This is a genomic window from Pirellulaceae bacterium (assembly GCA_029243025.1).
Taxonomy (GTDB): domain Bacteria; phylum Planctomycetota; class Planctomycetia; order Pirellulales; family Pirellulaceae.
Window position 1 is genome coordinate 350,685 of record JAQWSU010000018.1, and the last position, 13,275, is coordinate 363,959.

A 13,275-nucleotide genomic window follows, 5' to 3' on the forward strand; every position below is an offset into this window, starting at 1 on the left:
CGATTCAATATCGATCAGGTCGAACCTTCCATTGTTCGCAGGACGCCGCTGGCGGCCGAGCAATCGCCATCGTGTTCCAAAGTCAACTCCTCGCTGTCATGACGAAGCTCGCGACCAAGAATGTCGCGCACTTCACCATCACAAACGGGCGCCGACTTTCGTCCACTAGGGCCAAATACCACGTTGCAGAGTAACTTCCGCAACTCGCTCAATCGCGACAACCAACGCGGAGGTCCGCAGATTTGGCGAGTGATTCGAGGCAGCTCCCAGGTGAATCTGTCGGTCCATCACTGCATCGACTGCCCGTCGCATTTTCGTTCTCAACTTCGTATTTACTTCCTCCAAATCCCAACTCTGATTTTCATTATTTTGCACCCATTCGAAGTAGCTGACAGTCACGCCACCCGCATTGGCCAACACATCAGGCAAGACCGAGATCTGTTTAGCGTGCAAAATCTCATCGGCTGCGGGGGTCGTGGGACCATTAGCTCCCTCGCAGACCATTTTGGCACGAATTCGTCCCGCATTTTCGACTGTAATCTGATTCTCCAATGCAGCAGGCAAGAGAATGTCACACTCCACTTCCAGCAACTCCTGGTTAGAGACACTTTGCACACCGTGAAGTCCGGCTAATGTGCCATGCTTCGACTTGAAATCTATTGCCTCGTGAAGGTCAATTCCTTGCTCACAAAACACGCCACCCTCCGAATCACTGAGGGCAACAATTTTGGCACCTGCCACTTGGAAAAGTTCCGCAGCAATCCGTCCCACGTTGCCAAACCCTTGGATGGCGAGCGTTGCACCCTTGAGCGTGTCCAAACCTGGAATCGAACCACGTTCGATGAAACGTTCTGTAGCATATAAACAACCTCGAGCCGTCGCTTCCTTCCGACCATGCGTCCCACCAATCGCAATCGGTTTCCCAGTGACGACAGGCCGATTATTTTTTCCGGGATGCATCATGTCGTAAGTGTCGTAAATCCACGCCATGGTGCGTTCATCGGTGTAAACATCGGGCGCCGGAATGTCGGTATGAGGACCGATGGAATCCCCCAATCCAACGATGTATCGACGGGTGATCTTTCGCAATTCGTTTTCGGTCAGCTCTTTGGGATTACAAGCTACCCCACCCTTGGCACCACCAAAGGGAACGTCAACGAGAGCACATTTCCACGTCATCCAGGCGGCCAAGGCCCTCACCTCATCAACGGTGACACCCGGATGGAAGCGAATCCCTCCTTTTCCCGGACCACGCACTTGGCTGTGTAAAACCCGATGGCCCGTAAAGGTGCGAACCGACCCATCATCCAACTCAATAGGAAAACAGACGGATGAAGTTCGCTGCGGCGCTTTCAAAAAATCAACCAATCCCCGATTCAGGTTCGGCAGATAAGCAACTGCTTGATCAAATTGATGACGGGCGATGTGAAATGAGTTGAGGTCTTCGTGAACCTTTTCGGGCAAGGAGATCATTTGAGCCACGAGCACGCTCCTAAAGAAAAAAAGTCGGGATAGAGAAGTGAAAGAACTCGCACTACTGACATTGTTGGCATGTCCGCTCCCCAGGAACAGTGCCTCTTTTCAGCCAGGCGCAGCGGTCGAGCCCCGTCCGACAAATGATGGATCGAACAGGCTACTATCCAGCCGAATTCCCAGCCGAATTTCCAGCCGAATTCCCAGCTAAAAAACGTGCCCAGCAGCAACGACACTGCCGCGGTGGAATTAAAATCCCCAGCGATGCTGAGCTGTGCTAACATATCGCGACGCTCACCTTTGGGCGCCGACCATTGCTCGATCGGTGGGTAGGAGGCGACGCGACCGGCCTCGCTCCCAACTTCGCCATAGCAAAGGGTGACGATTGATCCGTCAAACTTACTGATCGCCAAGGAGAACAACATGCCGACGATTTCGTTCATACTTAGGCTGAGCCTCATCGTAACCCTCGGAATGTTCATCGTCCCGACACAGGCGGATTGTCAACATCTTTCGCTCAGCTGGCAAAACAACCTACTGCACATCAGCTCTCCGAAAATCCCGGGCGGCAAGATCGAGATTCTGTATTTGGAGGCCTATTGCCGTGCAAATTCTCAAACAACTGATTGGGGAAAACACACCGTCGTTCCACACACGACGCGCTTGGTAAGTGTCAGCGACGACGGCAACCAGCTGAGGTTAAGGTGTCTCGTTAAGGATGGAGTCACGGTCGACCATCTGATCACTGCCAAAGAAGATGAAGTCGATTTCCAACTTACAGCCCACAATCCAACCGGTTCACGATCCGAAGTCCATTGGGCTCAACCCTGTATGCGAGTGGGCACATTTACCGGGGCGGGAAAGCAGGCAACGCCCGACGCCTACGCTTACATTCGCAAGTCATTTGTATTTTTAGACGGCCAGCTATGTACGATGCCGACGCGCAATTGGGCAACGGAAGCCAGATATACCCCAGGCCAAGTCTGGGCGGCTCCGGGAGTTCCTCGCACTGACGTCAATCCGAGACCGCTTCACGCCGAGCGACCTAGTAACGGGCTGATTGGCTGTTTTAGCGGTGATAACCAATACTTGCTCGCCGTCGCTTTTGAGCCTTACCAAGAGTTGTTTCAGGGTGTCATCCGCTGTCTACACAGCGACTTTCGGCTTGGCGGGCTGAACCCCGGAGAAACCAAGCAAATTCGCGGAAAACTTTACTTGCTGCCAAATGATGTACCACTCTTGCTGAAACGTTACCAAGCGGACTTTCCCAAACGAAAACAATGATCTCGCGTGATGACCTGCTAATCGCGTAGGTCATAGAGATTGATCTTTCGAGCAAATAATCATCACCATCACCCCATCGCTCACATCGAGGGGAGTGATTCCGAGCTCATCAGCTGATTACTTTCGAAATCGCAGAACAGAGTTGATCAATGTTTGCTGGAGTAATCCCGGCAACATTGATTCGCCCCGACCCGACGATGTAGATAGAATCCTCATCTCGCAACTGGGTCACCTGTTCTTTGGTAAGTCCCGAAAACGAGAACATTCCGCGCTGCGTGCGAATAAATTCAAAGTTCCGGTCAGGAGCCTGTTCCTTCATTGTCTTCACAAACAGATCACGCATGCCATTGATGCGATCGCGCATTTCGGTGAGTTCAGCTTCCCATTGCTGCCGCAGGCTGGCGTCGCCGAGAATCGTTTGCACGATTTCAGCTCCGTGGGCTGGCGGATTGGAATAATTGCAACGGATACAGGCCTTCAGGTGGCTGAGAGCCGCAGCGGCAGCTGCGGAATCGCCTCCGACGGCGGTCAACGCACCGATACGCTCGCGATATAACCCAAAATTTTTGGAATAGGAGCTCGCGATCAACACCTCGGCTACCTGCTCGCAGATCGCATGCAATCCTCGGGCATCCTGCTCAATACCTTCGGAGAATCCCTGATAGGCAAAGTCAACAAGAGGTAAAAGTCCTCGCGATTGAACTCGGCTGGCGATTTCTTTCCATTGATCGGCGGTCGGATCAATTCCACTGGGATTATGACAGCAACCATGCAATAGGATGACGTCGCCGGCCGACATCTGATCGATGCAAGCCAACATCCCCTCGAGATTGAGTCCATTGGTCGCCGGATCCAAATACGGATACGAATCCTGCTCAAGGCCGGCGGCAGCAAAAATATTTGGATGATTCGCCCATGTCGGCGCGCTTGTCCAAATCTTATTAGTTGGCAAACGAGTCTTGATGAAATCAGCCGCCACTCGTAGCGCGCCCGTACCCCCAGGTGTTTGGACACTCACAGCTCGACCCGCTTTGAGAAGCCCATGATCAGCACCAAACAGCAACTCCATCACGCGCTGGCTATAGGTCGCGAGACCTGAGATCGGCAAATATGATTTCGTGCTTTCCTCGGACAAGATCCGACGTTCGGCCTCTTTAACCGAAGGCAAAATCGGGGTCACGCCCTGCTCATTCTTGTAAACGCCGACACTCAAATTGATCTTGTTGGAATTCGAATCGTGATTAAACGCTTCCGTCAGTCCTAAAATTGCGTCTGGCGGAGCGAGCTCAAGTTGGTCGAGCATGGTACCTATCCTCAATCTCAAAGCTATCCAAAGCCGTTATCGTAGGCTTTCCAGGAAGTTTCGGCTAGAGCTTGCAGCCCGGCCAAGAGAACGATCAGACAAACTCCTCACTCTGCGATACACGGGCCTCGATCCGCCAAAGCCCTGCCAAACCTTCGCAGCAGAGAAAACGGTCCAACCGTGTCGGGTTCACGAAGAACTCATCCCCCTAGGCCTCTTCGAACTCCCTGTTGAACGAACGCAACAGTCGCTGCCCCTTGAAGATTGAAAAGGCAAGTTCAGCCTGGATCGGCCGCGTCGAGTTTCCTCGTGTCACCCACAAGTGATCATGCCCGGACGCCACGATCCAACCGGAAGCCCCTTGCCAAGCCGCAGACGCCACCAAACACCGTTCGCCAAAAAAGACACCGATGAATTGCGGCTTGATATCAGCAAAGGCCTCATCCGCCATCCGTCGCCGCAATTTTTCAACCTCGACCGACTGCTGCATGTTCGTCGGATCGATTTGCAGCTCACGGATTTCCTCGTGCTCTGCCTGCCAGCCGGCAAAAGCGGCGTAAGCATCGGGAATTGCCAATTCCGTCAGATCCGCGGCAAACGTATGGGCAAGAGGTCCTGCGATGCCAACATTTGCGATTTCTCCCGCGGGCAACACATAAGTGAATCGAAACAGATAACAGTCAACGGCTTCGTCGAATCCAGGCCAACTGAGCTGTCGGGAGTCCATCAATTCACAGGCCGTCGGCGGATGACCATAAAACCGGGGTTCCGATAATTGATTAATTAATTCGGCTTCGGCACGGGCAACCTGCGAACGATGCTGTGCATCGATCGCATCCAAGAGACCAAGTTCTGCGGCGTACGCTAAAACGGTCAGTCGCACGCTGGGCTCCGCTGCCAGTTCAACGAGCGTCTCGGTACCTGCTTTCTCCTGTAAACGAGACAGCGCCGTTGCCGCTTCCACTCGGAGTCGTCGATGGCTCAAATCCATCATCCGATAGAATCGTCCCATCGCTTCCGATTCCTTCATCAGCGACAAGGCATAGCAAAGAGCAATGGCTAAGCCAATACTTTCTGTTACCTGTTGCGCATCGCCGAGGTCCTTTACACCGTGCTGGGCGGATGCTTCCTCGAATCCTTCGAGCCGTTCGATCAGACGGCTAAATAGCTCCAAAAGCTGCTGACTTCGTTGCTTAGCCGGATGCTCAACGACTCGACCCTTGGCGTGCAAAAAGTTGGTGAAATCAAGAACCACTGTCGCGGCGGCCGGATGGGCCAAAGCGTCCAGCAATCGGGGAAACAGTTGAGAATAGTCGAGTTTTTCCTGCTGCCAAAGCGGTGCAAAAGCTTCAATAATCGCCTCGGGCTGGGGGGGAGGATCAACGGCAATGAGTTCTGCGAACGCTTGCAAACTTTCCGCATCGCCTTGTTGCGCGAGTCGAGATAAAAATAAATGACGCGCAGGACTCGTCGCCGGGAGCTGTTGATAGGCCCGAACCATCGGCGAAACTAATGCAGCAAACGGTTGCTGCCGTTCGTCAACATTGGCCCTCGTCAACGCGCGTAAAACGGCCGTTAACACCGATTCATTCAACTGTTGATCTGACGCGAGCTGGGCGATTTGCTCGAATAGCAGCGTCAACTGCTCCGTTGTCGCTTGTGGAATCCAATCAAGCGCCAGGGGCGTTGCTTGTCGATCCTGCTCAGCTGTTCCATGGACATTCAATGCCGTCAAAATGCTATCGAGAGTGGTCAACATGGCTTGAATTGGCTTCTCAGTATGAGGAAAGTTTTTTCGATGACGGTGAATTAACCTTGACGAAAGACAGGCAAACTTGCTTCAATGCGCGAAATTAGGAGGGTCGAACAAGTGGCCGATCCCAATTCGATCATGGATTCGTTCGTTCCTTGCGGGATTCTCAATACGAAAACGCGACCTAGGATTGGGCAAACCAGTAAGGCACGCGTGAAAAATAACACAACGAGAAAAAAAGTGGATGACGCCAAGTTGAGGCAAGCTTCCACTGTTTAACTACGCGGCTTCCCCTCTCAGGGTACCCAAGGGGAAGGATTCGCAAAAGCTGTTGTAAGGGTACCTGACCAAGAGGAGCCATCATTATGGCAACCAAGAAGAAGGCCGCGAAGCGAACGGTCAAGAAGAAGGCCGTGAAGCGAACGGTCAAGAAGAAGGCCGTAAAGCGATCCACCAAGAAGAAGGCAGCCCCCAAGAAGAAGAAGGCAGCTCCAAAGAAAAAGACCACCGCTAAGCGGTCGACAAAGAAAAAGGCTGCTCCCAAGAAGAAGAAGGCAGCGAAGCGGTCCACTAAAAAGACCACCGCCAAGCGGTCCACTAAAAAGAAGGCAGCACCTAAGAAGCGCACAACCACGCGGAAAAAGACCGCCAAGCGCTCGCGTTAGGCAAGAATAACGCCTAACCACCCGTTACAACGAGACAGGCCGGCGGATAGAATTAGGTTCCAACTTTCCTGGAACGCGCCGGCCTATTGCATGCGCGGAAAAAAGCCGAAAATGGCGTTCGAACAGGTCGCATCTGCTCGAATCCCCACGAAAAGCCGGCTGAATCCGTCGAGACGATTCCCGACAGATCCATCAATTTAGCGAAAATGCAGCGAGGCTAAGACCACCGCCGATTCCCGTATCAACCTACGGATCCGCTCCCCTCAAGGCCTGCCTCGGCCTCGATCGCTCAAGAAATGAAACATCTAGGCATGGAGAAAGACCAACCAAAGACGTTTTTTGACCTCGATCTGTCAGATGAAATGCTGGCAGCACTCAAGGCGGCCACGTACGAAGAGCCCACACCGATCCAGGCAGGACTGATTCCGCTGGCTCTCGAGGAGGTCGACGTCGTCGGACAGGCTCGCACCGGGACAGGAAAGACAGCAGCCTTTGTGATACCCATTCTCGAATTGCTCGACCTGAGCGCAAATCACAAGAATCCGCAAGCATTGATTCTCGTTCCCACGCGAGAACTTGCCGTCCAAGTCAAAGAAGAAGTGGAAAAGCTTTCAATCGAGATGCGCATTAACTGTGCGGCACTCTACGGTGGAACACCCATTCGAGGTCAAATCACTAAGCTCAAACGGGGCGTCGAAGTGGTTGTCGGTACGCCAGGTCGCGTGCTTGATCATATGTCGCGAAATACGCTCAATCTCAGCGATATCGACTGCGTCGTCCTCGATGAAGCCGATCGGATGCTGGATGTCGGATTTCGCCCCGATATGGAAAAGATTCTTCGGCGCTGCCCCAAAGAGCGTCAAACGCTGCTGCTGAGTGCAACGGTTCCCCCACCGGTTGAGCGTTTATCTAACAAGTACATGCACGAGCCGAAGAAGCTCAACTTTTCATCCAATGATGTAACCGTTGATACCATCGAGCAGCACTATTTCACCGTCGATCATGATCGCAAATTCGACCTGCTCGTACGCTTGCTAGAGCGAGAGCAACCCAAGCAGTCGATCGTCTTCTGCCGGACGAAGCGAGGCGTCCAGAAGATCTATGACAAGCTTGTACGCAAACTGAAGGACAAAGACATTGGCTGCATGCATGGCGACATGCAGCAGCGAGAACGCAACCGTGTGATGGCAAAATTCCGCGAAGAAAAAATTCGCTACATGGTCGCAACGGACGTGATGGGACGTGGGATCGATGTGTCGGGTGTCTCTCACATCGTCAACTTCGACATCCCAGCTTTTTCGGATGATTACGTTCACCGCGTCGGCCGAACAGGCCGTATGGGTCGCGAGGGAGTGGCATTTACCTTCGTTACGCCGGAAGAAGGCGGAGAATTAACACGAATCGAACAGCGAATTGACCGCCTGCTGATTCGAGGTGACATGGACGGATTTGTGCTCACCAAACCGGTTGTCATTCAAGAGCCGAAGCCGGAGGATGATAGCAAACGGGCTGTCCCCTCTTTGCTGGGACGCCGATCAGGCCAACGTCAACATCGCCGCCGACTGTAATCAAAGCGATTTACCGCATCGGGGTCATGAATGAAACGCAAGGTGGACTGATCAAGCCGCCTTATCAGTTGGTAAGGAAGATGAGATTCGGCGAGGCAGCCAACCTTCCGCTAACACGGTCAACGCCACCCGATCTTCGAGATTGGGTCGAAAGATCGTCAGCAAAACCATCGGCAAATACCAGGCCATGTAGGTTCCGCCGCCAAAGCCGTGCCATGTTTGCGTAGCAACCATCACAGCCGCCGAACAACTCAAAAGCGTGCCCAAATTCTTCTGTGCGGGCCAGAGGGCCATACTGGCTGCCAAGGCAACAAAGGCTGTCAGGACAGGGATCCGCCAATAGCCACTCCAACCTCCGATCGTTTCATCCCACAAACCGCCAAGCCCGTCCATTGCGGGTGGAAGAATGCCGAACATCAACCGCAGGTTGCCCACGACAGAATCGGAAGAAACGAGCACAAATGCCAGTATGACTAAGATCGATACCACCCCCGTCACGAATCGGAGCAGGCCTCGGGGCCAATAAAAACTTAACCACAAAGGCAGCAAAAACAGCGGATAGTAGGTCATGCCACCCGCCAGGCCCAAAAACAGACCAGCAATCATCGGTTTCCGATACCAGAGAACGGCCCAGACCAAGCTCGCCGCTGGCAAGACATGCTTGACCTCATTCGTCATGAGAGATGTGTACGGCAACATCAAATAGAGCGTCGCCGCACCAACACCCATGATAATATTGTCGAAATGCCAGTAGCCAATCAGCACCATCCCTAGCACGATGAGCAGGTGAGCGACAATCGCCAAAGCTTTTTGCGTGTTGATCGTCAATTTATCCATCAGGGCATATCCAGGACCCTCACGCGGTTCGCGAGGAGTCTCATCCGAAAGGTCAGATGTTTGCTCGCTGACCATCGAAGCTGCGTGGATCGCCGCTGGCTCAGCCGCCGTGCGAGTGAGAACATTGGCCATCAGGAAGACGAACAGGGAGCAACCAATGAAGGTGAGTCCGCCCGCCGAAAGATTCGGCTCCAAAAGAGGCCGTCGAACCATGGTGGGATCGGCAAGGAGCCTCGCGAGCCAAAGGACACTCGTGCAAAACAGCCACAGAAAGCCGAACCGTTGGGCCTTCATGCCCGTCGATAAAATCGATGCAATCTCCGTCGTCGGCTCGACGTCGGTCGATACCTCGGTTGCCTCGGCGACCGAGGTAGGCTCCGGCTCATCCGGACTGGTTTTTGTCACGGATGGAGTCACCACCGCCTGATCAGATTCCAGTTGTTTGCCGTAATGGATGAACAACAGGCCTGGAGCTAAAAGAATCAACAAGATCAGATCGAGATTTCGCACGCTCCAAAATCGGCCAAACTTAAAGAACAGTCCGATCATCAATAGAGACGACAAGTAAAACCAAGTCGCCGGCTCAGGTCGATTGTAGTGGTAAAGAATCTCATTCATGGTCCGCAAACAACGGCATCTCTATCGAGACTCCGACCTCAACTCAAATCTGGAATGCCGTGTGACGCGAGTGTCCACGCAACCTGCAAAGAACGTCAACCGCGAAACGCGGCCCCTGGCATACGTCCACACCCGATAAGGATATAGGAAATGCCCGCATTTCATCAAGCGAGTCCGAGACACCAAAGCCGATAAACTACTGTAAGAACTACAACTTGCGGTCAACCGGACTAGGAAAATATGGTGCAGAATGGCCGAAGAGTCCGGCAGAAGACCTCAAAATCTCCCCAAGACCCCAAAACTACCAGCCCCCGGCACTTGGCTTCCGGGCGGCAACCATTGCTCGATTTTCAGCTGCCCATCCATGGGAGGACGGTTGAGAATCGACTGAAAAACGCCTACTGGTAGGCTGCTGCCATCAAATAAGGCCGAACCAAGCGCCGTGAGCAAAGCATCACTCAAACGTTGGTGAAGGGGCTCGTTTCGCGTGCGTTGAAAGCGAATCGCAGAAATCGAAGATATCAAACTGGTCGTGATCATCGAACGAGATTCGCACGGTGCAAAACCTGTCACCAAAGTGGATTGCTCCTCGGAAACCGCGTGCGAGTAATAAGCTCGCTTCGGACAGGAACTGGGCAGTAACGACAAGAGCGAATCCGACCACCGCTCCAGTTGACGGCGGTCCTCGTTCAGACAGTGCAAATCTGGCAATTGCATCCCTTCAGCAGAAACCATCAAATTCAAAGTCCGGTGACGGGCGTCCAATTGACCGCAAAAAACGCTTTGAGCAACACAGCAATGAGCTTCCGTGCCTGACTGTGCGTCAAGACCTTCCAAGATCGCTGAAGATAAGCGGGTAGTGAGATCGTGAATTAACACCTCTCGCAAAACAAACTTGGAATCATGCCAGATTCTCTCGCGATCGATCCCCTGCGCGTCGATCAAAGCCTCTCGGAAGGCTCGCAACTGACAGCACCAGCGAAACGTGAGTTTTCGTGCTGCGAGCCAATATTCATGCAAGAGTGGATCCGGAATGACATCCAGGGCCCGCAGCAGGCGACTGGACGAACAGGCCAGCAAGACCGGAAGATGAACCAGTTGTTGAAGGAACATAGAGAGGCAGCTCGCTGAGGTAAGAAAGACCAGACCAGCAAAACTGCAACTGCGATGCCAGACGCGACGAGCACGGTTGATACGAGCGGCTATTACCCCCGAAGTGATTGGGAGCTTGAGAGTTACATACGGCAGGGACGCACGGAGCGAAGATCGTCGATTGATGCAAAAAAAACACATCAACGACCCGTTACGACCACAATTCGCATCGACTATTGCCGGACATAAATACCGTCGGCCGACACAATCAGATTTCCCAGCGAGTCAATCTGGGCTTGCCCACGAACGACAACCAATTGATTGAGATCGACTGAAAGTAGCTTTCGAGCGTCAATCTCAACAACCTGCCCCTCCGAATCGACGACCTGCACCAGGGCGGTCATATCGGGTGACTTTTCTTTTTTGGCCTTACAGAAAGGGCAATTGTCCGGATCGTGTCCAGGACCATGGTCATGTTCTTCCATTTCCGCCGCTGGATCTCGAATCACAAACTTGGCGACACCCGGATCCCACGTTGAATCTGGCCCTGAGCCGATTCGACCCAGCAACACGACCGGCTTGAGGGCCGGGCTCCCTTCCCCCCCTGCTGTCACCTGCTCGGTAACAAGTCCTCTAGCCTCCAAGACGCCAACAGCTCCCGTTGGCTCCTCCGATAACAGATACTTTTCTCGTTGAGCAGTAATCGCTGGGTCTACGGGTTGCTGACAACCAACAGAGAAGAACAAGAACAACAAAAACAGGCAGGAAATGCGTGACATACCATCGATCCATAAAGCGAGAAACAAGAAACGCCCGAACTTACAGTATCAGGATTATCGAATGTCTTCAGCTGTGTCAATCCGACCGATTGGTCTAACGAGATGGCGCGGGATAGCCAACTAAAGTTGGCTTGATCGCACTGGGAGCCAAAACAGCATCGTCCGCATGGACACCGGCCCCATACCAAGCATCGTTGTCGTTCTTAAACAGGTCATCTTTGTCACTGTTCGGTCTTAGCCGGGTCGTTCGAAAGGCAACTCTTCCGTCTTCGAAGAATAGATTTTGGCCAACCCCATGGCTAGTCACCACCGAATCTGACAAATGCTCACGTGGCTCATCGGCCAAAACCGGATAGAACTCACGACCTTGGTTCCGGACGCCCCGTAACTTGCCATTTTCAAAGAAGCCAAGCGTATAGGCGTAGTCCCCTCCCATGTCACCCTGAATGACCTCGAGTTCAGGTGCCTCAGCTGACAAGGATCGAATGTCAGCCACCGTTGGGATTTTCAACACGATCGTGTTACTTTTGGCCGGGCAATAAAAAACATTGGGATCCTTCACAAACCCGTTCTCTAACAGGGTGGGGGCGTACATGCCGGCCACTGCCAAGTTTCCCTTCGCCGGAACAGCCGGGAACATCCCTCGCCGATCTTTCATGCTGTAATCGGTGAGCGCGAGCCCAATATCCCGCATCTTCATCTGACACATATTCAGCTGATGATGATAGCGGCTATTAATTATCGCGGGAAAAAACAGACAAGCTGCTGCCACACAGACCCCTGCCGCCACCACAAAATCTGCGACCGTCCAACGGCGACGTCGGCCAGAGGACTCACGCCCCGAGGCCGAACTCATTGCCGAACCGCGAGCACGGTCAAGCGGCTGAGCGACCGCATGTTGGTCGATCATTTCACAAGTGCGACAAGCAAGCCCTTGAGGTGGTTCGACCTGAGCCGAATCCCACCGTAGTGGCTCAAGCCCCCGCTCTACCAGCTTCAGTTCCTGCTGTAGCTGTTGATCTTTATCGAGCTTTTGTGCAAGCTCGTCGTGTTCCGATGCGTCAAGCGCACCGACCAGAAATCCGACTAGATCATCACGCATAATCTTTAGTTTCTTTGCACATGGCTGGCGTGCCAGGCTTGGTTCAACTTCAACACAGCGGCATGCAACCGACTCTTTACAGTGCCTACCGGAATTGCCAAGGCCTCGGCCGCCTCACGGTACTTCATTCCTTGGAAATAGACCAATCCAACAACCGATCGCAAGTGGTCCGGAAGCGTGGAAATCTCGTCCCGCACCCATTGCTGGTTGTCCCCCGCATCCACCACGTCGACCGGATCAGGCTCGGCACTGACAAGCAGGTCCATCAGCTTACCCAGTTCGTCGTCGTGTTTCGTGTTCGTCTGATCGAGACTGGCCATCCGATGTCGCTTGTTCCGGCGCTGTGCATCGATGGCTTGATTCGTCGCGATCGCGTACAACCAAGGGCGTAACCGACGCCCCCGATCAAACTGCTCGCATTTCAGGTGCACTTGAAGAAAGGTTGCCTGGAATGCGTCCTCTGCCATTTCGGCACTTCCCATGTACCGATGCAGATAGTTGTACAATTCATGCTCGTACATCTGAACAATTCGCGCAAACGCTTCACGGTCACCGGTCTCCCGGTATCGCAGCAAGAGTTGCTCACCCGTTTGTTCAGTCACGTTTTGTTTACTTAATTTTCGTTTTGGGATTGCTGTTGTCATAGTTCTTACGAACCCCACCTAAAAGAGTTCGGAAAAAAGCCACTCTGACAATCGCAACCGATGAGAGTCACTCGTTACAGGCAACTTTAGGTGATTTTAATCAGTCTGCTGAACGGGGGACGAACGTCGGTTGAGAATTGACAGCCAATTGCGGCAG

General features: G+C 53.1%; 12 protein-coding genes. 3 read left to right on the forward strand and 9 right to left on the reverse strand.

The window, feature by feature from the left end; genetic code table 11:
• Positions 1–165: 165 nt before the first annotated feature.
• Together P8N76_08965 and P8N76_08970 are read right to left on the reverse strand one after the other, a co-directional pair.
• The gene (locus tag P8N76_08965) at positions 166–1,473 is read right to left on the reverse strand and encodes a Glu/Leu/Phe/Val dehydrogenase (GenBank protein ID MDG2381792.1); all 1,308 of its coding nucleotides are present in this window, start codon (positions 1,471–1,473) and stop codon (positions 166–168) included.
• Complete coding sequence (locus P8N76_08970) at positions 1,470–1,898, reverse strand: hypothetical protein (protein MDG2381793.1); 429 nt, start codon at positions 1,896–1,898, stop codon at positions 1,470–1,472. Before P8N76_08970 ends, P8N76_08965 begins: the two co-directional genes overlap by 4 nt.
• On the opposite strand from P8N76_08970, the gene P8N76_08975 reads away from it, so the two are divergent.
• Positions 1,897–2,757 carry a hypothetical protein gene (locus tag P8N76_08975; GenBank protein MDG2381794.1) on the forward strand — a complete coding sequence of 287 codons (861 nt, stop codon included), beginning with the start codon at positions 1,897–1,899 and terminating at the stop codon, positions 2,755–2,757. The genes P8N76_08970 and P8N76_08975 overlap by 2 nt on opposite strands.
• Before the next feature lie 109 nt (positions 2,758–2,866).
• On the opposite strand, the gene P8N76_08980 is transcribed toward P8N76_08975, so the two are convergent.
• Positions 2,867–4,060 carry an aspartate/tyrosine/aromatic aminotransferase gene (locus tag P8N76_08980; protein ID MDG2381795.1) on the reverse strand — a complete coding sequence of 398 codons (1,194 nt, stop codon included), beginning with the start codon at positions 4,058–4,060 and terminating at the stop codon, positions 2,867–2,869.
• Positions 4,061–4,268: 208 nt separating this feature from the next.
• Positions 4,269–5,819 carry a hypothetical protein gene (locus P8N76_08985; GenBank protein MDG2381796.1) on the reverse strand — a complete coding sequence of 517 codons (1,551 nt, stop codon included), beginning with the start codon at positions 5,817–5,819 and terminating at the stop codon, positions 4,269–4,271.
• Between the two features lie 359 nt (positions 5,820–6,178).
• Between P8N76_08985 and P8N76_08990 the strand changes: the two genes are divergently transcribed.
• Together P8N76_08990 and P8N76_08995 are read left to right on the forward strand one after the other, a co-directional pair.
• Positions 6,179–6,478, forward strand: coding sequence for a hypothetical protein (locus P8N76_08990; protein MDG2381797.1), 300 nt, complete (start codon positions 6,179–6,181; stop codon positions 6,476–6,478).
• A gap of 311 nt (positions 6,479–6,789) precedes the next feature.
• Positions 6,790–8,046 carry a DEAD/DEAH box helicase gene (locus P8N76_08995; protein MDG2381798.1) on the forward strand — a complete coding sequence of 419 codons (1,257 nt, stop codon included), beginning with the start codon at positions 6,790–6,792 and terminating at the stop codon, positions 8,044–8,046.
• A gap of 51 nt (positions 8,047–8,097) precedes the next feature.
• On the opposite strand, the gene P8N76_09000 is transcribed toward P8N76_08995, so the two are convergent.
• The 5 genes from P8N76_09000 to P8N76_09020 form a co-directional block, all read right to left on the reverse strand.
• A complete protein-coding gene (locus P8N76_09000) occupies positions 8,098–9,501 on the reverse strand; it encodes a hypothetical protein (protein MDG2381799.1) in 1,404 nt (467 codons plus the stop codon).
• 276 nt (positions 9,502–9,777) lie between these two features.
• Positions 9,778–10,614, reverse strand: coding sequence for a hypothetical protein (locus P8N76_09005; protein ID MDG2381800.1), 837 nt, complete (start codon positions 10,612–10,614; stop codon positions 9,778–9,780).
• A 212-nt stretch (positions 10,615–10,826) separates the two neighbouring features.
• Positions 10,827–11,372: a hypothetical protein gene (locus tag P8N76_09010; protein ID MDG2381801.1), complete on the reverse strand. Its 546-nt coding sequence runs from the start codon at positions 11,370–11,372 to the stop codon at positions 10,827–10,829.
• A gap of 94 nt (positions 11,373–11,466) precedes the next feature.
• Positions 11,467–12,474 (reverse strand): hypothetical protein, encoded by a 1,008-nt coding sequence (locus P8N76_09015; protein MDG2381802.1) that lies wholly within the window; start codon positions 12,472–12,474, stop codon positions 11,467–11,469.
• A gap of 5 nt (positions 12,475–12,479) precedes the next feature.
• Positions 12,480–13,076: an RNA polymerase sigma factor gene (locus P8N76_09020; GenBank protein MDG2381803.1), complete on the reverse strand. Its 597-nt coding sequence runs from the start codon at positions 13,074–13,076 to the stop codon at positions 12,480–12,482.
• Between the last annotated feature and the right edge of the window lie 199 nt (positions 13,077–13,275).